The sequence below is a fragment of the Bacillus sp. T3 genome (assembly GCF_033449965.1).
Lineage (GTDB): Bacteria > Bacillota > Bacilli > Bacillales > Cytobacillaceae > Bacillus_BU.
Genome location: NZ_CP137761.1, coordinates 1,061,790 through 1,083,026 on the forward strand (window position 1 = coordinate 1,061,790; position 21,237 = coordinate 1,083,026).

Here is a 21,237-nt window from a genome sequence, read left to right on the forward strand (position 1 = left end):
TTATTGTCCAGCTCCAGCGGCTAGCCCCTCGCTGGTCATAAGCCAAGCTGTCCAAAAGGTCAAAAACCGACCTTTCAGCCAGCTCGTCTTATGCTTGTCGGGGCTGGGCGAGCCGCTTCCGCTTTTATAATTGAATTGTGATGAGTTTATGTCTAAAAGTCAACGAATAAAGTTCTGTTTACAAATAATATTTAAGCAATGGAAAATTCTTGCCAAGGCACGGGAAAACCACTAATATTATTCTGTTATAATAATGTGTTTTTTTGTAAAGGAGATTTTATTCATGCCACGTGCCTTATGGCTTTTGGTAATTGGGATGGCTGTTAATGTAACTGGAGCATCATTTTTATGGCCATTAAATTCAATTTATATTCATGATCACCTAGGGAAATCAATGACGATTGCTGGATTTGTTCTAATGCTGAACTCGGCAGCTAGTGTTGCCGGAAATTTAGTTGGAGGCTATCTGTTCGATAAGCTTGGCGGTTATCGTTCAATTCTTTTGGGAATTATCATTTCTGTAGTCGCAATGTTAGGATTATCGGTCTGGAATAGCTGGCCATACTATGTTATTTTTCTAACGATTATTGGGTTGGGTTCTGGAATCGTTTTTCCATCCATGTATGCAATGGCGGGATCTGTTTGGAAGGAAGGTGGCCGGAAGGCGTTCAATGCGGTCTATGTTGCAACCAATTTGGGTGTCGCAGTAGGTTCTGCACTTGGCGGAATGGTCGCAGCTATTTCTTTTCAATGGATTTTCCTAGCCAATGCCTTTTTATATGTCGTTTTTTTATTGATTGCTGTTTTAGGATATCGAGGAATTCAAGTTGAGGGATTATCACAGAGTAAAAAACAGCAATTTGAAAGCAAGATAAAAACAGATCGTTCCAAGCTGTATTCTTTACTGATTCTATGTATCGGGTATGCCCTTTGCTGGATCGGCTATTGCCAATGGCAAGCAACTATCGGTCCCTACACACAAGAACTTGGCATCACGCTTAAAGAATATAGCTATCTTTGGACCATTAACGGCGCTTTAATTGTATTAGGTCAGCCTATTTTGAATAAACTGATGATGTATTTTGCCAAAACATTAAAATCGCAAATTTTGACTGGGACGATTATTTTTGCGCTGGCCTTCTATATTGCTGCACATGCACAGCAATTTACTGCTTTTGCAGTTGCCATGATTGTCATGACTCTTGGAGAAATGTTGGTTTGGCCAGCCGTGCCAACTATCGCTGATAGCTTAGCACCGCATGGGAGGGCTGGCTTTTATCAGGGGATTGTTAACAGTGCTGCGACCTGGGGCAGGATGATTGGCCCTATTCTTGGAGGTATGCTAGTCGATATTTACGGTATGGATACATTATTTATCGTAATGATTATCTTGTTTATTCTGTCTCTCTCTACATCGCTCATATTTGACAAAAAACTTAAAGGGAAGAATGAACTTATTTCAAGGTCATTATAAATAATATTTTTGGATAAAATTTAGTAGTAATCGTCACTCATTAATCCATTCCTCATACTATGAATATTACCTTTTCGGAAGCTAATGAACGCATACTTGCATCAGTAGGGGAAATTTTATACAATAGGTATAGTTTTATAGTTCGACAGGGACAAGGAGTAGTAATGGCAGTAAGTCTGTTTTTAGAGAGTTGACGGGTGGTGCAAGTCAACCAGACGCTTCATGAACTCGCCTTTGAGTCGCAAGAGTGAAGGAACAGTAATTCTTGCCGTTTTCCGCGTTAAGGAATTTGAAGTGAGTGTGCATACACTAATGTGGGTGGTACCGCGGGAGATATAATCAGACCTCTCGTCCCTGTTTTGGGATGAGGGGTTTTTTATTATAGTCGAAAAAAATTGTATAGCAAATACATAGTAATTAAGGAGGAAGATCCGATGAGCTTCAATCATCAGGAGATTGAAAAAAAGTGGCAAGCGTATTGGGAAGAAAATAAATCCTTTCAAACGAGTGAAGAAAAAGGAAAGCGTAAGTTCTATGCCCTTGACATGTTCCCATATCCATCAGGAGCAGGACTGCATGTAGGGCATCCGGAGGGATATACTGCAACCGATATATTATCAAGATTAAAACGGATGCAGGGCTACAATGTGTTACATCCAATGGGATGGGATGCATTTGGCTTACCTGCTGAGCAATATGCCTTGGATACGGGGAATGATCCGGCTGAATTTACTAAGAAAAACATTGATAACTTCCGTCGTCAAATTAAAGCTTTAGGATTTTCTTATGACTGGGATCGTGAAGTGAATACAACAGATCCACACTATTATAAATGGACACAATGGATTTTTCTTCAGCTTTATAAAAAAGGTTTAGCCTATATTGATGAAGTAGCTGTAAACTGGTGTCCTGCACTTGGAACCGTTTTGGCTAACGAGGAAGTCATTGATGGGAAAAGTGAACGCGGTGGTCATCCCGTCGAAAGACGACCAATGAAGCAATGGATGCTACGAATTACCGCTTATGCTGATCGCTTATTAGAAGACTTAGAAGAGGTTGATTGGCCTGAAAGCATTAAAGAAATGCAACGAAACTGGATTGGTCGTTCGGAAGGAGCGGAGGTAACCTTCGGTATTGAAGGACATGATGAGACCTTCACTGTGTTTACCACTCGTCCGGAACACGTTATTTGGTGCAACATATGCGGTGCTTGCACCGGAGCATCCTTTAGTAGATGTGATTTCAACTACTGATGCACGGGCTAATGTTGAGGCATATTTAGAAAAAATTAAAAGTAAAAGTGATCTTGAACGGACTGACTTAGCAAAAGAAAAAACAGGTGTGTTTACTGGTGCATATGCCATTAATCCTGTTAATAACGCTAAAATGCCAATTTGGATTGCTGATTATGTCTTAATGAGCTACGGTAGCGGCGCGATTATGGCTGTACCAGCCCACGATGAGCGTGACTATGAATTCGCTAAGGTTTTCGAACTACCGATTATTGAAGTATTAGCAGGTGGAGATGTATCGAAAGAGGCATTTACTGGTGATGGTCCACATGTGAATTCAGGCTTCTTAGATGGAATGAACAAGGCGGATGGAATTGCTGCCATGATTTCATGGCTTGAGGAAAAAGGTATCGGAACGAAAAAAGTAACATACCGTTTACGAGATTGGTTGTTCAGTCGCCAGCGGTACTGGGGTGAGCCGATTCCAATTATCCATTGGGAAGATGGCACATCATCAGCTGTTCCTGAACAAGAACTTCCATTAGTGCTTCCAAAAACATCTGAAATCAAGCCATCTGGTACAGGTGAATCTCCACTTGCTAATATTGCTGATTGGGTGAATGTGGTTGACCCTGACACTGGTAGAAAAGGTCGCCGTGAAACGAATACAATGCCACAATGGGCAGGAAGCTGCTGGTACTATTTACGCTACATCGATCCTAAAAATGAGGATGCCTTAGCGGACGCAGAAAAATTAAACGAATGGCTACCTGTTGATATTTATATCGGTGGTGCTGAGCACGCGGTGCTACATTTATTGTACGCTCGTTTCTGGCATAAATTCTTATATGATATTGGTGTTGTTCCAACGAAGGAGCCGTTCCAAAAGCTATTTAACCAAGGTATGATTCTAGGCGAAAACAATGAAAAAATGAGTAAATCAAAAGGGAATGTTGTGAACCCTGATGATATCGTCACAAGCCATGGTGCAGATACTTTACGTTTATATGAAATGTTCATGGGACCACTTGATGCTTCTATTGCTTGGTCAACAAATGGTTTAGACGGCTCAAGACGTTTCTTAGACCGCATTTGGCGATTGTTTATTGAAGATAACGGTGAGCTTAGCGCAAAAGTTAAGGAAAGTGAAGAAACAACGCTTGAAAAAATCTATCATCAAACCGTTAAAAAGGTAACAGAGGACTACGAAGGGTTACGTTTTAATACCGCGATTTCGCAAATGATGGTGTTCATTAACGATGCTTATAAGGCAGCGGTACTTCCAAAGCATTTTATGGAAGGTTTCGTAAAAATGCTAGCTCCAATTTGCCCACATGTTGCTGAAGAGCTATGGGAAAAGCTTGGACATAAAGGAACCCTTTCGTACGAAGCATGGCCTGCTTATGATGAAGCAAAGCTAGTTGATGATGAAGTGGAAATCGTTATTCAAATCAACGGTAAAGTAAAAGCAAAATTATTGGTTCCATCGGGTTCATCAAGAGAAGCCCTTGAACAAATTGCGATGGATGATGATACGGTAAAAGAACAAATAGACGGAAAAACAGTGCGCAAAGTAATTGCCGTTCCTGGCAAGCTAGTAAATATAGTTGCGAACTAACTAGTTTATTGTGAAAATGATTAATTCCAAAGGGGTACCACCGATTAATGGAGGTTAGGAATTAGATCATTTTTAGATAAAAAAGCAAAGTTAACATGTTATGTTGAATGGAGCGGAAATCAACAACTAGTTAACTCAGAAAGGAAAATGGGGATGGAAGAATTAAATATTATTACTCCAGAAGAGCTACAAAAAAAGATTGAAGCTGGAGAACAATTAGAATTAGTGGATGTAAGAGAAGATGAAGAGGTTGCAACCGGAATGATTCCAGGTGCAAAGCATATCAAAATGGGCGAAATCCCAATGAATCTTGATTACTTTGATCAGGATAAAGAATATATTCTGATTTGCCGTTCAAGTCGTCGCAGCGAAAATGTAGGCTACTTCCTGCATGACCATGGCGTTAAAGTACGCAATATGGTCGGTGGAATGCTTGAATGGAAAGGTGAATTAGTGTTTTAAAATATTAAGCAACAATTATCCCAGTCCCTTCTTGGAGGACTGGGATTTTTTTATGAGGTAAAAAATGTTCTAAAAAATCAGATTATTGTCAATGATAGATGTAAAAACGATTGGAGCATAAGGAAATGATCCAGGTGAAAGTATTCGATTATGAGCATGAAAAGGATTTAGAGAGTGAAATGAATCGGTTTTTAGAGAAATTGGACGAAAAAAAGCTGCTCGACATTAAATATAATGTGGCAGCCTATCAAGAGGACGAGGAGGATCAAATTTATTGTTTTTCAGCGATGGTTATTTACCGAGCATGATACGGTTCATGAAGGCCATGCCTTTTTTAGTACCTTTATTTCACCAGCTAGTTCCAAAACAGGGAACTAAACAATCATTTAATGCCCTTAATCCATTTAGTACTCAATAAATAGGGTACTAACCAATCTTTAAGTGTCCTTATTTTCTTCTACACTAAAAAGTAGCGTACTAATAGTGGAACATCCCAAGTATCTTAGGACACCACTCCCAATGTTATAAACAGTCAATTATATCACTGTGAAGCCGCAAACTTCCCTGCGTTTAGACCAGCTAAACGACCTGTTACTAAAGCAGATGTAATATTGTACCCACCTGGTATAGCCGTGGATATCCAATATTTCTCCACAAAAATAAAGACCATTCATTTTCTTTGAGGCCATTGTTTTCGGCTCAATTTCTTTTACTGATACACCCCCGCCTGTGACGAAGGCTTTTTCGAGTGGGAGGGTGCCAGTAACGCGAAATTGAAATTGCTTGCAGACCGTAACAAAGCTGCGTATTTTATCCTGTGAGATGGAATTACCCATCGCACTAGGGTCCATTTCACATTGTTCAAGTAAAAATAACAAAAAACGTTCTGGTACAATTCCTTTAAAACTATTCTTTATTGCTTTTTTCGGTTCTACCTTGATAATCTTCATGATTTCCTGAAACAGCATTTCTGCATTTTTGTCAGGAACAGTATCGAGACTCATCATTACTTCATTTTTCTTCGTTTTTCGCATTTCCTTCACAACATACTGGCTGCATCGTAGTACTGCTGGACCACTAATTCCGAAATGAGTAAAGATCATATCCATTTTGTGCGTAATGATTGGTTTGCCCTTTTGATTTAATACACTTAACGCCACGTTTCGCAGTGATAAACCCTGTAAGTCTTTTCTTTTAATAAATGGCTCGGAAGAAGTTAGTGGTACCTCGGTTGGATATAAGTCTGTAATCGTATGTCCTGCTTTTATAGCCCAGGCATAGCCATCCCCAGTCGAACCTGGTGTGGGTACAGATTTACCGCCAACTGCAATGACAACCGCCTTAGCTGTAATGGTTTCTCGATTATGTAAAATAACTGAAGCAACACGACCATCTGAATATTGAATATCTTTTACTGGACAATTCGTCCAACGTTTTACTCCAAGCTGCTCGAGGCGATCAATTAAGGCATCAACAACGGATTGCGCCTTATCATTGACTGGGAACATTCGGCCATGATCCTCTTCCTTTAATTCCACTCCAAGCTTTTCAAAAAAAGAGATAATATCCTCATTATTAAATATAGAAAATGCGCTATGGAGAAAACGGCCATTGCCAGGTATATGTTTAATGATTTCATCGATTGGAAGCCTGTTTGTCACATTGCAGCGTCCTCCTCCAGAAATGGCAAGCTTTCGGCCAAGCTTATCGCCTTTATCGACGAGAAGGACTTTTTTGCCTTGCTCTGCTGCGGCTATACCTGCCATTAAGCCTGAAGGTCCGCCGCCAATTACTACAACATCAAATTGCATAGTTCATTCACCCGCTTAATCAATTACTTCTTTTGAATACAACCCATTTATTATATTATCATTCCGAAGAAAAAGAAAACTTCTCTCCTACAATACAAATTTATATATTACGAGTAGCATTCAACAGTAAAGAAAGGTAAACTACTACTAGTGTGTGTTTCTAGCGCAGGCTGTGTGCTTGCGTATTTCTGAGTAGGAAGGGATTATATGTCATCAAAGCTTTTAAGAGGGACCCTTATCCTGACGTTAGGGACAATGGTTTCAAAGGTTCTCGGCTTATTTTATGTCATACCATTTTACGAAATCGTGGGGTACCGAGGGACGGTTCTTTACAATTACTCATACGTTCCATATACCATTTTTATAAGTATTGCCACCGCTGGGATTCCACTAGCCGTTGCAAAATTTATTTCGAAATACAATGCGTTAGAAGAATATGGTGTAGGCAGAAAACTGTTCAAATCAGGACTGCTCGTGATGCTGGCGACAGGGGTCGTTTCTTTTTTAATCATGTATATGTCGGCGCCACTGCTAGCTGATGTTGTCATACAGGATAAAGACCAGGTAACAAGTGTGAAGGATGTTATAACCGTTATTAGAGCAGTAAGCTTTGCCTTAATTGTTGTACCGTTCATGAGTCTTATTCGTGGTTTCTTTCAAGGGCATCAATCGATGGGGCCATCGGCAGTCTCGCAGGTTGTTGAACAAATTGTGCGGATCGCATTTGTGTTGGTTGGGGCATATGTTGTTTTAAATGTTCTTGATGGAAGCATTACTCAAGCGGTCAGTGTTGCGACGTTTGCTGCCTTTATTGGTGCAATTGGGAGCTTGCTCATTCTATTTTGGTATTGGGTAAAGAGAAAACCATATTTAGATGAAATTCTTTTGCAGGATAAAGGAACAATAGATATATCTTTAAGTCAAATATATAAGGAAATTCTCATTTATGCTGCTCCATTTGTGTTTGTTGGAATTGCTAATCCGCTGTTTCAATTGATTGACCAATTAACCTTTAACAAAGCGATGGTGTCAATGGGGCTTGCAAAACAAACGGATTTCGCGCTTAGTGTTCTAAACTTTGAATCCCATAAATTAGTTATTATTCCTGGTCTCGCTTGCAACAGCGTTCTCGCTTACGCTAGTACCAAGTGTCACTAAGGCCTTTGTTGAAAATGATCGGAAGGACTTGATTCGTCAGTTAAATCAAACCTTTCAGGTAATGTTGTTTTTAACTTTGCCGGCGGTTCTTGGATTATCTTTGTTAGCAGAGCCAGTTTATACCGTATTTTATGAGCATAAGGACTTAGGAACAGAGGTGCTTAGGGCTTATGCACCTGTTGCGATTCTTTTTTCACTCTATTCCGTTACCGCCGCCATACTCCAGGGCATTAATGAACAGCGGTTTACGATTCTTAGTCTACTGATTGGGTTACTCTTAAAGTTAAGCTTAAACATTCCTCTTATTAAGCTTTTTGAAACAAATGGAGCGGTGCTTGCGACAGCCTTAGGATATACTGCGGCAATTATGATTAATTTGTTTGTGATCAAAAAATTTGCCCATTTTCCGTTTCGATTTGTGGTTAGGCGTTCTATGTTGATCGTATTATTCACATTAATCATGTTGGCCGGTGCTTTTGCTACCTTGAAACTATCATTGCTATTTTTATCGCCAGCTTCTAAAATACAATCGTTAATTATTATTGCTTTATCAGCGTTTGTAGGGGCAGGGATCTATGTATTTTTAGCCTATCGTTCAAAGCTTGTCTATCGATTGTTCGGCCAACGTGCCCATAGTATGAAACAAAAATTGCGTTTACCATTTTAATTAAAACGATCCCTCACTTTTGAAACGGAGTGTTTCAAAGCGAGGAGATCATCATCTGCTGACTAAGACGATTTACTGTTTTTCTTAATAGTAGTAGCCAGTGTATTGTGGGTATTGAGCTGGTAGCTGTTGTGGCTGTGCAACAACCTGAGTCTCTTCCTGTCTAATCCCTAAGCGACGTTCAATACGATCAATACGACGACGTAATTGTTCAACTTCGCGATCAAGTCGATCTACACGGCGGTCTAATCTATCTAGGCGTCGGTCGACATTTCCTGCTCCACCACCAGGGAATCCACCACCAGGAAAGCCGCCACCAGGGAAGCCACCTCCTGGAAAACCTGGGAATTGTTGTTGTCGGAAGTCCATATTATCATCTCCATTTTTTATATTGGGTAAGAATGATAACAGTCTATGTGGTTAATTGGGAATGGTATAGGCAGCTGCCCAAAACACGGTTTAGAATGTTCGGAGGTGTGTTGATGAGAATCGATAAAATGTTAGCGAATCTCGGTTTTGGAAGTCGGAAGGATGTAAAGCAACTCCTTAAATCAGGGGTTGTTCAAATAAATAATGTAGTCATAAAGGATTCGAAACAGCATGTGGATCCAGAAAACGATGTTGTGTCACTGAATGGTGAGGTGATTGAATACCGCCAATTTATTTATTTGATGATGAATAAACCGAATGGAGTCATTTCAGCAACAGAGGATAGTAAGGATGAAACGGTAATCGATTTGTTGGAAATGGCTGATTGTGTTTTTGAGCCATTTCCGGTTGGTCGCCTTGATAAAGATACAGAGGGGTTGCTCCTTCTAACAAATGATGGGCAATTAGCCCATCGACTTCTGTCACCTAAAAAGCATGTTCCAAAAATGTATTACGCTGTCATTGATGGAGTAGTGACAGAAGCTGACGTGGAAGCCTTTAAACAAGGCGTGACCTTGGATGATGGATATGTCACTAAACCTGGTAAGCTAAACATCATTAAAAGCGGAATCCGCTCAGAAATTGAGCTGACCATTACTGAAGGGAAATTCCATCAGGTGAAAAGAATGTTCCAAGCCGTGGACAAACGAGTCGTTTATTTAAAAAGAATGACGATGGGCCCGCTCAAGCTGGATGAGGACTTGGAATTAGGTGAATATAGAGAACTAACCGAGGAAGAAATCGAACAATTATTAAATTATCAGCAAAAATAAAGAAATCGTCCAAAGGACGATTTCTATTTTGCTATTTAAGACGACATTTTAACCTTCTTATGAGTTGTTGTCCATCTGCCGCGGCTGGGACTTTCTACTAAGTCATTATAAGCCAAAACATTTAAATCTCTTTGGATCGTGCGAGGAGTAATTCCAAATTCCTCAACAAGGTCCTGTGTCGATACGGTCCCATTTTTTTGAATAAACATGTAGATGGATTTGATACGGTTTAACATTCGGTTAGTCGAAGGTTTCAAAAAACCACTCCCTATCCTTTTTTCAAACCCGTGGCAAATACCTGCATCCGACTGGCTCATGAAGTATAGACTATTAAATATGTAGTTTCCCTTCTGCAGACAACTCCTTTTTCAACTCTTAATCGTATTTCTACGATTTAGATGATTCTTAAATTTATTGTACGCTTGTTCTCTGAAAATTTCTACTTAATAAGTCTAGATTTAACAAAATATTAATTTTTACCAGTAAAATTGGACAAATTCTCCTTTCTTTTTATTAATACTATACAATATGGTGAATAAAGGAGTAAATATACCAAAGAAAGAAAATTTTAAATTTTTTTGTAATTTCTTTCAATTGATAACATGTTGCATAAAAGTGATAAACCGGTTCGTTTTCATCAAAGGATTCTGTGTATAATGGTGCTAGAGCTTAATATTGTCGAGTTGATAATTAAAAAGGAGGTTCTTTCTTTGCAAACATTTGATTGGGTTAAAGAGGTTGAAAATCGAAAGAGTAAGCTAATATCGGACACTCAACAACTTTTACATATAAAAAGCGTATTAAATGAAGAAGAGGCTATGCCGGATGCCCCACTAGGGAAAGGGATTAAAGAAGCATTGGATTTTATGCTCCAATTAGGTGAATCGGATGGTTTCAAGATAAAAAACGTAGGCAATTTAGCTGGTCATATTGAGTTTGGAGCAGGAGAAGAGTTAGTAGGGATTTTATGTCATGTCGATGTCGTGCCAGAGGGGGATGGCTGGAGCAGTGACCCGTATGCCGCGGAAATTCGTGATGGGAAGATTTTTGCACGAGGAGCTATTGATGATAAAGGGCCTACCATTGCTGCCTATTATGCGATGAAAATCGTCAAGGAGTTAGGTGTTCCATTGAATAGACGGGTTCGGATGATTATTGGAACCGATGAGGAAAGTAACTGGCGCTGTGTTGACCATTATTTTCAACAAGAGGAAATGCCGACGATGGGTTTTGCGCCTGATGCGGATTTTCCAATCATTCATGCTGAAAAAGGGATTGCGGATTTAGACCTTGTTCAAAGTGCTAAATTTGAACAAGTCGGAGAGCTTCCCATTGAGCTTTTATCATTCACATCTGGAAGAAGGTATAATATGGTTCCTGATTTTGCAAAAGCAGAATTAGTTGCCCAGCAATCCCAGACCGATATTGTGCAATGCTTTAATAACTTTTTAAAGGATAATCAATTAAACGGGAAGCAGTATGTTGAATGTGGCAAACTTGTCCTGGAAGTTGAGGGTATTTCCGCACATGGGATGGAGCCGAATAACGGGAAGAATGCCGGACTTTTCTTAGCTAGATTTTTATCGGATATAAAAATGGATTCTCAGGCAGCTCACTTTATTCAATTTGTTGATCAATATTTTGGTAATGATTCTCGTGGAAGAGCGCTTGGCGTTCAATATCATGATGAGATTTCAGGTGATTTGACCATTAATGTTGGAAAATTAAGCTATTCAAAGGATGAAGGTGGAAGATTAGGCTTAAATATGCGCTATCCTGTTACGAATCAAATCGCAGATACTAAATCAAATTTAGAGTCTTTTCTTAAGGATAAAGATTTCGTAATTGAAAATTACTCAAATTCGAATCCGCATTATGTAGAGGAGAATGATCCACTCATTCAAATTCTTCAAAAGGTGTATGAGGAACAAACAGGAGAAAAAGCGGAGCTTCTAGCCATCGGGGGCGGGACGTATGCACGTTCATTAAAGTCTGGAGTCGCATTTGGCCCATTATTCCCAGGGAGAGAGGACATTGCGCATCAGAAGGATGAATATATTGAAATTGATGATTTATTAAAGGCAACGGCAATTTATGCGCAAGCAATTTATGAGCTTACACGTGGTGACGAGACTAAAAGGAGTGTGTAACAGATGAGCATCGCGATTCTAAATGGTGAATTTGTAGAACGAAATCAAGCGAAAGTAGATATTGAAGATCGGGGCTATCAATTTGGCGACGGAATTTATGAAGTCATCCGTGTTTACAATGGGCATATGTTTGCAAGTCAAATGCATTTAGACCGTCTTTTGGAATGTGCAGAAAAAATAAATTTAGTTTTACCGTTTTCAATATCTGAAATTGAGCAAAAATTAACCGCGTTAATTGAGAAAAATCAGCTAGATTCTGGGATTGTATATTTACAATTTTCACGAGGTGTATCAGCTCGAAATCATGCTTTTCCCGCTCCAACTACAGTTGCATCTTTTGTTGCCTACACGAAAAAGCTAGAACGTCCAATCAAAACCATTAAACATGGTGCAAGAGCAGTTTTAGTGGAAGATATTCGTTGGCACCATTGTGATATTAAAAGTTTAAATCTACTTGGAAATTTACTTGCAAAACAAAAGGCGGTTGAGTCAGGATGTGAAGAAGCGGTGCTCCACCGTGGTGAAAACATTACTGAAGGTAGCTCATCGAACATTTCAATTATAAAAAATGGGGTACTTTACACTCATCCTGCTGACCAATACATACTCAATGGAATTACGAGACAGGTGATGCTCTCCCTTTGTAAGAATCTAAATCTACAATATGAGGAAAGAGAATTTTCTATCGAGGAGTTATTTGCAGCAGATGAAGTTATCCAAACGAGTACAACTGCTGAAATAACTCCAATTGTAGCAGTTTCAGATAGAGTAATTGGAACAGGGGAACCAGGAGATTTTACAGTTCGCTTAGGTGAACTTTTTGAATTAGAAATTATTCGACAGTGTGGAGCTGTTTAAGACGTGAATAGTTAGTCAACAATGTTCTAATAAGTCTGATTAAAAATAAAGGGGTCAAACCACACTTCTTAGGCGTGGGGATGACCTCTTTTATCATTTTGTAAAGGAGATTTCAACATGGTTTTGCAGCGTCATTATTTTTTTGCCTTAAGCCTTCCAGAGGAAATAAAGTTGAAGTTAAAGGAATGCTGTAATCAGCTTAAGAATTCCTACCCTTTTGCAAGATGGGTACACGAATTGGATTATCATATTACGCTTGCCTTTTTGGGACAGGCTTCAAAAGAGCAGCTTAATCAAGCAACAGAACTTGTTGGTCAAAATCTTCATGAAAGCCACTCTTTTCCGTTAACGATTGATTCACTCGGTATTTTCGGGAGAAAGGAAACTCCTAGAATTTTTTTTGGGGGTGTGCAAAGGGAAGAAATGTTACAGGAAGTGCGAAATCAGGTTTTCAAATCGTGTTTAGAGGCAGGCTTTAAGTTGGAAACAAGACCCTTTCATCCCCATATCACCTTAGCACGAAAATGGCAGGGGGATGATAAATTTCCATACACGACATTTGAAATGGAAAAACGATTAGTCACTTCATTAACCTTCAAAGCTAACCAAATTGTACTTTATGAATCTCATCTCGACCGAGAACAAAAATATGAGGCGATAAAAACCTTCACACTTAATGATTAATAAATCTTTTTATAGAAAAATGATAAAAAAGCATGAAAAGACACATTGGGAGAAAAAGAAACTATATATATACTATAAGAGGTTTGTAGTAGGTGTATGATTCTTTGGCGTTAGGGAAATGACTTTGCCAGAGGCTTTTATATTCCTACTGAACCATTGCTCGCTTTGTACTTTGTTACTGTAAATAATTGGTGGACCCTATAGGGTATTGACTGTTTTTGTTAGCGTTTTCCGGAAGGCTGTTGGATAGACTTCCCTAAGCATACACATATTCAAGGTAGCTTTAATGATGATCGCCCCCGCACTTTAAAAACAAATAAGAAGCAAGATGATAAAAGGAGTTGAATTATGATGAGTCCCGGTGATCGCTTGTTTTCAGCATATTTGGATGAGATGAACATGATCACAATTCTTCTCCCTCTGGCGTATTACAAAGGTGTTTCAACCCGTTTTTTTCTTCTTGATGGCAACCTGAAGCAGGAGTTAGAAATTAACCGTACAATCGAGCTTGATGAAAAGATTAAATATATTTGTTCCTCTGACATTAAAGTAATGATGGGAAAACAATTATGGATTATGGATGAACATGAAGGAATAACAGACCTCCAAATTGGATCAGTCATTCGAACTCCTGAATTCGATGAGTTATTTTATTACGAAGGAAACGATTTAGGAGTAACCTTTTATCCGGAAAGGGTTGGCTTCAAGCTATGGGCTCCAACCGCAACTGGCGCTAAAGTAAAGTTAACACCTCCAAATCAAGCTACTTCGGTTGAATACGAAATGAATCGTGAGGATAAAGGGGTATGGTTTCTGGAAAAACAGGGGAATTTCGAACTGTTTCAGTATACTTTTGATATTTGCATCAATCGAGATTGGCGAGAAGTTGTTGACCCCTATGCTGTAGCTGTTACTGCAAATGGGGAGAAAGGTGTCATTATCAATCTAGAAAAAACTCAGACACCCAAACCGCGTTTGCCTCGATTGAACAGTCCAACTGATGCCGTTATTTATGAAACACATATCCGTGATCTTACAATCCACTCCTCGAGTGGAGTGAATAATAAAGGGACTTATCTTGGTGTAGCTGAAATGCATACTAGGTGTAGTGATGGTTTCCCAACAGGTCTTTCCTATATAAAGGATTTAGGTGTAACCCATATAGAGTTTCTTCCTTTTAATGATTTTGATGGAGTAAATGAGCTAGATCCAGAAAAAGAATATAATTGGGGCTATAATCCGCTCCACTTCAATGTGCCTGAAGGTAGTTATTCGAGTAACCCAAATGATCCCTATGCACGGATAAAAGAACTGAAGTATATGATTCATAGTATCCATGAACAAGGTTTACGAGTCATTATGGATGTTGTTTACAATCACGTCTATATCCGCGAGCAGTCTGCTTTTGAAAAAATCATTCCTGGCTATTTTTTTCGCCATGATCATCACGGAATGCCTTCAAATGGAACAGGAGTTGGTAATGATATTGCTTCAGAGCGATTAATGGTCCGCAAATATATCCTAGATTCGATTGAATTTTGGATGAAGGAGTATCATGTTGACGGGTTTCGCTTTGATTTAATGGGGATACTCGATATAGAGACGATGAATTTAGTTCGTAAAACAGTGGATGAAATAGATGAAACAGCGCTTATTATAGGAGAAGGCTGGGACTTAAATACCCAATCCCTGCAGAGCAGAAAGCAAATATTCGTAACCAAAAGAAACTCCCACGGATTGCCCAATTTAATGATTGGTTTCGTGATTCCATTAAAGGAAGTACATTTAATTTGTATGATCGAGGCTTCTGCTTTGGTAATGACCACTACTATGAGGCTGCGATGCAGGTATTAGGAGGAAGTATCGGGATTGAGAAATCAACACAGGGGATTTTTCTTGAGCCCATCCAGACAGTTAATTATGTTGAATCCCATGATAATCATACACTTTGGGATAAAATTTCAGTATGTATACAAGATTCTAATATAGTGCAAAGACAAAAACGACATCGATTAGCTACAGCAATGGTCCTATTGGCGCAAGGAATTCCCTTTATTCACAGTGGTCAGGAATTTTTTCGGACAAAAAAAGGGATTGGCAACAGCTATCGATCACCTGATGATATTAATTGGTTAGACTGGAATAAACAAGTTCTTTATCACGATAATGTTCGATTTGTAAAAGGAATAATCGAAATCCGTAAATCACACGGAGCTTTTCGGCTTGCCTCTGCTCAGGAGATTAGAAATTATTCTTCTTTTCTCCCTCTAACCAAGCCAATTATTGGTTATTTATTAAAAGACGTCACCAAATTTGGCCATTGGGATAAAATCCTTGTGTTAATCAATCCGTCTGTTGAACATGTTGGAATCGAGCTTCCTTATCAGGGAGAATGGCATATTCTAGCTGATGGTCATCATGCAAGCTCCACGCCAATTGCCAAAACAAATCATCATCGTTATTTTTTAGATCCGATAAGTGTAGCGGTATTAGTCCAATGAAAAAATGGTAATCACCTTTTTCGTTACGAGAAGGGGTTGACGAAAAAAGCAAATAGAGGATAAAATTATTAAGATTGCTATCAGTATTTTTATTAGAAACTGTTTTTTATTGTAATTTGAAAATAACGATCGTTTTATGTATGAATAATATTTTGAGCTTAGCGCCCAATCCAAGCAAGCATTAAGAAATCATTTATGAATGAGGTTCATATGCTGCCAAGGATAAACATGGGCGCTACCCTTTTTGTTAACATATTATAGCCATTCATTGACGGAAATTGTGAATTTAATTGAAGGTGAACAACTTTGGAGCATTTATTAGGACAAGAGTGGGACATTGTCCCCGCAGGAGGAGCTACAGGTAAGGCTTTTTTTGCTCAACATGAAGAACAAAAGCTATTTTTAAAGCGAAATTCTTCTCCTTTTCTTGCAGTACTTTCAGCAGAAGGGCTTGTCCCAAAGCTGGTTTGGACGAAGAGGCTGGAAACAGGCGATGTGATTACTGCCCAACAATGGTTAAACGGTCGGGAATTATCGCCAACTGAGATGAATGATGAAAAGGTGGCAAAATTGCTTCGTAAAATTCATCAATCAGAACCACTTAAGGGAATGTTAAGCAGATTAGGGATTACTCCGATCATGCCAGAGCCTTTTTTACAAATTGTTCTGAATGGATTAGATTATGAACAACTACAGCATCCTTCTGTTCAAAAGTCAGCTGAATTTCTGGAAAAAGAGGTTAAGAATGTACAATGCCAAAAGCATGTAGTTTGTCATGGCGATGTCAATCATAACAACTGGCTGCTTGCGGAAGACAACCAGTTGTATTTAATTGATTGGGACGGTGCCATGATTGGAGACCCTGCTATTGATTTAGGATTACTGTTGTATTGGTACATTCCAAAATCTGAGTGGAAAGATTGGCTTGATCTCTATGGTATGGAAGACTCAGAAGAATTGAAACTAAGAATGAAATGGTATGTACTTGCTCATACACTAATATCCATTCATTGGCACAAAAAGAAAGCGCGATACCAAGAAATGAAACGATGGATTGATTATTTAGATAAAATCCTCTAGGTGTATTGATTAATATCATTAACCCAAGCTGACAATCGACCTTGATTAGTTTCGATATGTTGGTTAATATCAGAGGTTTGAATTCCATCTTGACTGTAGTTATAAACTTCTTGTAGAACAGATTTCACATCATTATTTATGTTGTCATTCATTAATAATGATTTTATTAATCGTTCCAATTGCTCACATTCAGCAACTGAACCACAACAGTCCGTCTGATGATTGCTCAAAATGTCTTTTAGTAAATTTACTTGGTCTTGATCATTTAAAGGCATTAAAATCGTTCCTTTCTCGAGAGGAGTTCACAGTTAATTTGTGAATTCCTTTTTTAGTTTATGCATGATTGTCATATATTTCTTTTATTAACGAAAGTGTTAAATTTGGTCTGTTGATTTCCGCTCCAGGTGCTCGCTTTCCGCGGGGAGTCCGTGAGCCTCCTTCTCCCGCAGGAGTCTCGCACCTTCCGCTCCAATCAACAGAGTGCTCAAAAATCAACACCATTCTTTAACATAATCTTTACTAAAAAAAGGTAAGATTTTGCATTTTTAGGTATTATTTTAGCTTGCAACGGAACTTGTCACATGCTATTGTTTGAACGTATATAATTTTAGGGGTGTCACGAATGAGATTACGAAATAAACCATGGGCAAAAGATAAATTAGAACAATATCCTCAGTATGTCATAACTTCTCCTCAATTATTAAAAGGAGAGTGGAATAACGCATTTGAATTAAAACAGCCATTGCATATTGAAATTGGGACCGAAAGAGGACGGTTCATTACAGAAATGGCAAAAGCCAATCCACATGTTAATTACCTTGGGATTGAACTGCAGCCAAGCGTTATCGTAACTGCACTTGAACGAGTTATTGAGGCCGATGTAACGAATTTAAAGTTGTTGAATGCAAATGCTGCAGATGTAACGGAATACTTTGCTAAAGGTGAGGTAGATCGGGTCTATTTGAATTTCTCTGATCCTTGGCCAAAGAAACGTCATGAAAAGCGTCGGCTTACGTACAAAACGTTTTTAAAGCAGTACGAAGATATTCTAATCGATCAAGGTGAAATCCATTTTAAAACGGATAATCAAGGGTTATTTGAATATTCACTGACAAGCTTTTCAGAATACGGCTTGCTATTGAAATGGGTAAGCTTGGATCTTCATAATAGTGATTTTGAAGGAAACATTATGACTGAATACGAGGAAAAATTCTCAAACAAAGGTAATCGTATTTACCGTTCTGAGGTAAAATATCGATAGAAGCAAAAAAAGAGCTGACGAAAAGCTCTTTTTTTGTATTCTTTCAGTAAACTATAGCTGTTCAACCGATATAATCGTGCCTGTTAATGCGTCTGCAATAAATTCGTACTGAATGGCATGGTCTTCTTTATTTTGTGAGATGCCGCCCTTATATACCTTATATTTGAGATGATTATTTTCATACGGTACGGCCTCCATGTTAATCCAGGATCCACTAATAGGGCCTTGCTCTTTGAATTGAGTTTTTACCTGCTCAAGAACCTTTTCAGGAGAAACCTTTATAGGGTACTCTTTCGAGACTAAATAAGTAGCAGCAAGACCTCCAATAAGTCCCGAACCAAGACCAATGAAAAATGATTTCCAGTTCAAATGATAAACCTCCTTTAACAGTCGATTTTTTATTATTTTCTTATTCTTATCATAACAGAATGGTAAAATATACATAAGAGTCATCATAGAAAGAGGGTAAAATGAATGAATGAAAGCACATTAAACCTATTTCAAACCTTAACAGAGTTACCAGGTGCAGCAGGAAATGAGCATGCGGTTCGTCAATTTATGAAGGAACAATTAAGTAAATATAGTGATGAAATTGTCCAGGATAAGCTGGGAAGTATTTTCGGTGTAAAAAGAGGAGTTAAAGTTGGACCAACCATTATGGTTGCTGGGCATATGGATGAAGTTGGTTTTATGGTTACATCGATAACGGACAATGGGATGATCCGTTTCCAGCCTTTGGGAGGATGGTGGAGCCAAGTTTTATTGGCGCAACGTGTACAGATCATAACGAAGACGGGTCCAGTTATTGGGGTAATTGGGTCTATTCCACCGCATCTTTTAGATGAAGCCACACGTAATAAACCAATGGACATCAAAAATATGTTGATTGATATTGGTGCTGATAACAAGGAGGATGCTGCGCAAATAGGAATTAAACCTGGACAGCAAATCGTCCCAATCTGTCCGTTTACACCAATGACTAATCCAAAGAAGATTCTTGCTAAGGCATGGGATAATCGTTATGGCTGTGGTTTAGCAATTGAGCTACTCAAGGAACTTCATAGTGAAGTAGTACCGAACATTCTTTACTCCTGGAGCAACTGTTCAGGAGGAAGTAGGACTTAGGGGAGCACAAACAGCAGCTAATTTAATTAAACCTGATTTATTTTTTGCTTTAGATGCTAGCCCAGCTAATGACATGACTGGATCTAAAAAGGAATTTGGCCACTTAGGTAAAGGTGTATTGCTGCGTATTTTGGATCGCACGATGGTAACGCATCGGGGGATGAGAGAATTCGTCCTCGATACAGCCGAGTCGAATAATATTCCCTATCAATATTTTGCTTCACAGGGCGGTACAGACGCTGGACGGGTACATACGGCGAATGACGGGGTTCCAAGTGCCGTCATTGGTATTTGTTCGCGCTATATTCATACCCACGCTTCGATGATTCATGTTGATGACTATGCTGCGGCAAAAGAATTATTGGTGAAGCTGATCAAGCAATGTGATCAATCAACCGTAGATCTTATTCGCAACAATTCATAAATAATTAAGGGGCAGCTAATCCTGCCTCTTTTTCAATTGGAAAGGAGCAAGGGCATTGGCCCGTATCATATGAAAATTGTAATAGGTTCAAAAAACCCTGCCAAAATTGAGGCAGTTAAGCAAGCATTCACATTGAAGGAATTTAATTTTACTGCAGTCGATGTGCCATCTGGTGTAAGGCCACAACCATTCAGTGATGATGAGACAATCAAAGGAGCCGTTAATCGTGCAAATGAAGCACTTATACAAGGATCCGGGCAAATCGGAATTGGACTTGAAGGTGGAGTTCATGAAACTTCCTATGGCCTGTTTCTATGCAATTGGGGAGCGCTTGTAACAAGTGATGATGAAGCACCGATAATTGCGGGCGGCGCGCGGATATTATTGCCCGAACCCATTGCTCTACGATTGCGTGAAGGTATGGAGCTAGGTCCAGTGATGGATGAATTTACAAAAATACAGAATATCAGAAAAAATGAAGGGGCGATTGGCATTTTTACGGCAGGAATGATTAACCGTGCTGATATGTTTACCCACGTCACCAAATTGTTATATGGTCAATATTTATATCGATTGAATCAATTAAAATAAGGCTGTCTTAAGAACGTAGTTGATTTTTGAGTACTCTGCTGATTGGAGCGGAAGGTGCGAGACTCCCCGCGGAAAGCGAGTACCTGGAGCGGAAATCAACAGACAAATTTTACAAAGAAAAAATTTAAACGACTTTTTTCGACAATTTCTTTACTTTTCAAAAAAATGCCACACATTTCCTTGTCATTGCTTTCATATTAACGATATGATATAAAAAGTAAAAATTAGTTGGGCAAGGAGTGTAAGAACATGAAAAGACTCTTTAAAAGAGCCTTGGTATTAGTTGTATCCGCTTTACTACTTAGCGCTTGTTCTGCCAATGTTAAGGAGGAGCAAAAAACTACAAACGAAAAAGTGGTTACTGCACTAACTTCTTCACCAAAGAAAGCAAAAGAAAAAAATAATGATATAAAGTTTTATATGCCGTTTGGCTTTGAAATCAAAGAGAAGTCAGAAAATAATATCATCCTGAAAAATGGTTCAAAAACATATATACTTTTCTATAATCCTCAAGAAGGTCAGGAGAGTAAAGTCGTTTATAATGCGACCTTAAATGCCAACAAGTATGATTATAAAAAAACGTATAAGCAGGACGGGAAATTTGGCTATCTCCTTATCCGTAAGCTTGATGATGAACGGCAGGAAGTAACAGTTGGAATCGGTGGGGTTAAAATGACAACCGAAACCAAAACGAAAAGCATGAAAAATGACGCAGAAATGATGATGCAAATTGTTAACTCTGTTAAAGTGGTAAAAGAAGTTAAAGAAAATGTGAGCGCGAAAGACAAAAAATAAGCTGATACATCATATCCCACAGTCCAAATGGCTGTGGGATTTTTTAATGAACCATATAAGTAGACTCGTTTTTCCGTTCCTGTTAATATCAAATCAAATAAGATAAAATATTATCTTATTGGGGAAATATATTGTTGAGGTGAA

General features: G+C 38.8%; 15 protein-coding genes, 5 pseudogenes and 1 other annotated feature. Of the genes and pseudogenes, 15 read left to right on the plus strand and 5 right to left on the minus strand.

Annotated elements, in window-relative coordinates:
- Positions 1-283 precede the first annotated feature (283 nt).
- The 4 genes and pseudogenes from RGF10_RS05495 (at position 284) to RGF10_RS05510 (ending at position 5,094) form a co-directional block, all read left to right on the plus strand.
- Complete coding sequence (locus RGF10_RS05495; RefSeq protein WP_318507931.1) at positions 284-1,474, plus strand: MDR family MFS transporter; 1,191 nt, start codon at positions 284-286, stop codon at positions 1,472-1,474.
- 139 nt (positions 1,475-1,613) lie between these two features.
- Positions 1,614-1,833: a binding site (T-box leader), on the plus strand.
- A 75-nt stretch (positions 1,834-1,908) separates the two neighbouring features.
- Positions 1,909-4,324: pseudogene (gene leuS / locus RGF10_RS05500) on the plus strand (leucine--tRNA ligase).
- Between the two features lie 153 nt (positions 4,325-4,477).
- Entirely contained in the window at positions 4,478-4,786 is a 309-nt protein-coding gene (locus RGF10_RS05505) for a rhodanese-like domain-containing protein (protein WP_318507933.1), read from the plus strand.
- 125 nt (positions 4,787-4,911) lie between these two features.
- Positions 4,912-5,094 (plus strand): sporulation protein Cse60, encoded by a 183-nt coding sequence (locus tag RGF10_RS05510; protein WP_318507935.1) that lies wholly within the window; start codon positions 4,912-4,914, stop codon positions 5,092-5,094.
- Positions 5,095-5,327: 233 nt separating this feature from the next.
- Here the strand turns inward: RGF10_RS05510 and RGF10_RS05515 are convergent.
- A pseudogene (locus RGF10_RS05515) lies at positions 5,328-6,597 on the minus strand (NAD(P)/FAD-dependent oxidoreductase).
- A gap of 207 nt (positions 6,598-6,804) precedes the next feature.
- Here RGF10_RS05515 and RGF10_RS05520 point away from each other — a divergent pair.
- Positions 6,805-8,422 (plus strand): annotated as a pseudogene (locus tag RGF10_RS05520) (oligosaccharide flippase family protein).
- 84 nt (positions 8,423-8,506) lie between these two features.
- Here RGF10_RS05520 and RGF10_RS05525 read toward each other — a convergent pair.
- Complete coding sequence (locus tag RGF10_RS05525; protein ID WP_318507936.1) at positions 8,507-8,791, minus strand: hypothetical protein; 285 nt, start codon at positions 8,789-8,791, stop codon at positions 8,507-8,509.
- Between the two features lie 113 nt (positions 8,792-8,904).
- Here RGF10_RS05525 and RGF10_RS05530 point away from each other — a divergent pair, with 113 nt between their 5' ends.
- Complete coding sequence (locus RGF10_RS05530) at positions 8,905-9,624, plus strand: pseudouridine synthase (RefSeq protein ID WP_318507937.1); 720 nt, start codon at positions 8,905-8,907, stop codon at positions 9,622-9,624.
- A 35-nt stretch (positions 9,625-9,659) separates the two neighbouring features.
- On the opposite strand, the gene RGF10_RS05535 is transcribed toward RGF10_RS05530, so the two are convergent.
- The gene (locus tag RGF10_RS05535) at positions 9,660-9,881 is read right to left on the minus strand and encodes a DeoR family transcriptional regulator (protein ID WP_015595300.1); all 222 of its coding nucleotides are present in this window, start codon (positions 9,879-9,881) and stop codon (positions 9,660-9,662) included.
- Positions 9,882-10,334: 453 nt separating this feature from the next.
- Here RGF10_RS05535 and pepV point away from each other — a divergent pair, with 453 nt between their 5' ends.
- The 5 genes and pseudogenes from pepV (at position 10,335) to RGF10_RS05565 (ending at position 16,897) form a co-directional block, all read left to right on the plus strand.
- Positions 10,335-11,774 carry a dipeptidase PepV gene (gene pepV / locus RGF10_RS05540; RefSeq protein ID WP_318507942.1) on the plus strand — a complete coding sequence of 480 codons (1,440 nt, stop codon included), beginning with the start codon at positions 10,335-10,337 and terminating at the stop codon, positions 11,772-11,774.
- 3 nt (positions 11,775-11,777) lie between these two features.
- A complete protein-coding gene (gene dat / locus RGF10_RS05545) occupies positions 11,778-12,632 on the plus strand; it encodes a D-amino-acid transaminase (RefSeq protein WP_318507944.1) in 855 nt (284 codons plus the stop codon).
- A 117-nt stretch (positions 12,633-12,749) separates the two neighbouring features.
- On the plus strand, positions 12,750-13,316 hold the full coding sequence (gene thpR, locus RGF10_RS05550; protein WP_318507946.1) for an RNA 2',3'-cyclic phosphodiesterase: 567 nt from the start codon (positions 12,750-12,752) through the stop codon (positions 13,314-13,316).
- A gap of 351 nt (positions 13,317-13,667) precedes the next feature.
- Positions 13,668-15,817, plus strand: a pseudogene (gene pulA / locus RGF10_RS05555) (type I pullulanase).
- Between the two features lie 306 nt (positions 15,818-16,123).
- Positions 16,124-16,897 (plus strand): phosphotransferase family protein, encoded by a 774-nt coding sequence (locus RGF10_RS05565; RefSeq protein WP_318507951.1) that lies wholly within the window; start codon positions 16,124-16,126, stop codon positions 16,895-16,897.
- Here the strand turns inward: RGF10_RS05565 and RGF10_RS05570 are convergent.
- Complete coding sequence (locus RGF10_RS05570; RefSeq protein WP_318507953.1) at positions 16,894-17,172, minus strand: YtzH-like family protein; 279 nt, start codon at positions 17,170-17,172, stop codon at positions 16,894-16,896. The genes RGF10_RS05565 and RGF10_RS05570 overlap by 4 nt on opposite strands.
- Positions 17,173-17,519: 347 nt before the next feature.
- Here RGF10_RS05570 and trmB point away from each other — a divergent pair, with 347 nt between their 5' ends.
- Positions 17,520-18,158 (plus strand): tRNA (guanosine(46)-N7)-methyltransferase TrmB, encoded by a 639-nt coding sequence (gene trmB / locus RGF10_RS05575; RefSeq protein ID WP_318507955.1) that lies wholly within the window; start codon positions 17,520-17,522, stop codon positions 18,156-18,158.
- A gap of 51 nt (positions 18,159-18,209) precedes the next feature.
- On the opposite strand, the gene RGF10_RS05580 is transcribed toward trmB, so the two are convergent.
- Positions 18,210-18,527, minus strand: coding sequence for a PepSY domain-containing protein (locus RGF10_RS05580; RefSeq protein ID WP_318507956.1), 318 nt, complete (start codon positions 18,525-18,527; stop codon positions 18,210-18,212).
- 105 nt (positions 18,528-18,632) lie between these two features.
- On the opposite strand from RGF10_RS05580, the pseudogene RGF10_RS05585 reads away from it, so the two are divergent.
- From RGF10_RS05585 to RGF10_RS05595, 3 genes and pseudogenes are all read left to right on the plus strand, one after another.
- Positions 18,633-19,707 (plus strand): annotated as a pseudogene (locus tag RGF10_RS05585) (M42 family metallopeptidase).
- Positions 19,708-19,776: 69 nt separating this feature from the next.
- Positions 19,777-20,298: a DUF84 family protein gene (locus RGF10_RS05590; RefSeq protein WP_318507958.1), complete on the plus strand. Its 522-nt coding sequence runs from the start codon at positions 19,777-19,779 to the stop codon at positions 20,296-20,298.
- Between the two features lie 249 nt (positions 20,299-20,547).
- Entirely contained in the window at positions 20,548-21,093 is a 546-nt protein-coding gene (locus RGF10_RS05595) for a hypothetical protein (RefSeq protein WP_318507959.1), read from the plus strand.
- The last annotated feature ends 144 nt before the right edge of the window (positions 21,094-21,237 follow it).

What these genes read in the sequence shown, in the direction of transcription:
- RGF10_RS05495 (WP_318507931.1), top strand. Translation starts at nt 284, where the DNA reads ATGCCACGTGCCTTATGGCTTTTGGTAATTGGGATGGCTGTTAATGTA.
- RGF10_RS05505 (WP_318507933.1), top strand. Translation starts at nt 4,478, where the DNA reads ATGGAAGAATTAAATATTATTACTCCAGAAGAGCTACAAAAAAAGATT.
- RGF10_RS05510 (WP_318507935.1), top strand. Translation starts at nt 4,912, where the DNA reads ATGATCCAGGTGAAAGTATTCGATTATGAGCATGAAAAGGATTTAGAG.
- RGF10_RS05525 (WP_318507936.1), bottom strand. Translation starts at nt 8,791, where the DNA reads ATGGACTTCCGACAACAACAATTCCCAGGTTTTCCAGGAGGTGGCTTC.
- RGF10_RS05530 (WP_318507937.1), top strand. Translation starts at nt 8,905, where the DNA reads ATGAGAATCGATAAAATGTTAGCGAATCTCGGTTTTGGAAGTCGGAAG.
- dat (WP_318507944.1), top strand. Translation starts at nt 11,778, where the DNA reads ATGAGCATCGCGATTCTAAATGGTGAATTTGTAGAACGAAATCAAGCG.
- thpR (WP_318507946.1), top strand. Translation starts at nt 12,750, where the DNA reads ATGGTTTTGCAGCGTCATTATTTTTTTGCCTTAAGCCTTCCAGAGGAA.
- RGF10_RS05570 (WP_318507953.1), bottom strand. Translation starts at nt 17,172, where the DNA reads ATGCCTTTAAATGATCAAGACCAAGTAAATTTACTAAAAGACATTTTG.
- trmB (WP_318507955.1), top strand. Translation starts at nt 17,520, where the DNA reads ATGAGATTACGAAATAAACCATGGGCAAAAGATAAATTAGAACAATAT.
- RGF10_RS05590 (WP_318507958.1), top strand. Translation starts at nt 19,777, where the DNA reads ATGAAAATTGTAATAGGTTCAAAAAACCCTGCCAAAATTGAGGCAGTT.
- RGF10_RS05595 (WP_318507959.1), top strand. Translation starts at nt 20,548, where the DNA reads ATGAAAAGACTCTTTAAAAGAGCCTTGGTATTAGTTGTATCCGCTTTA.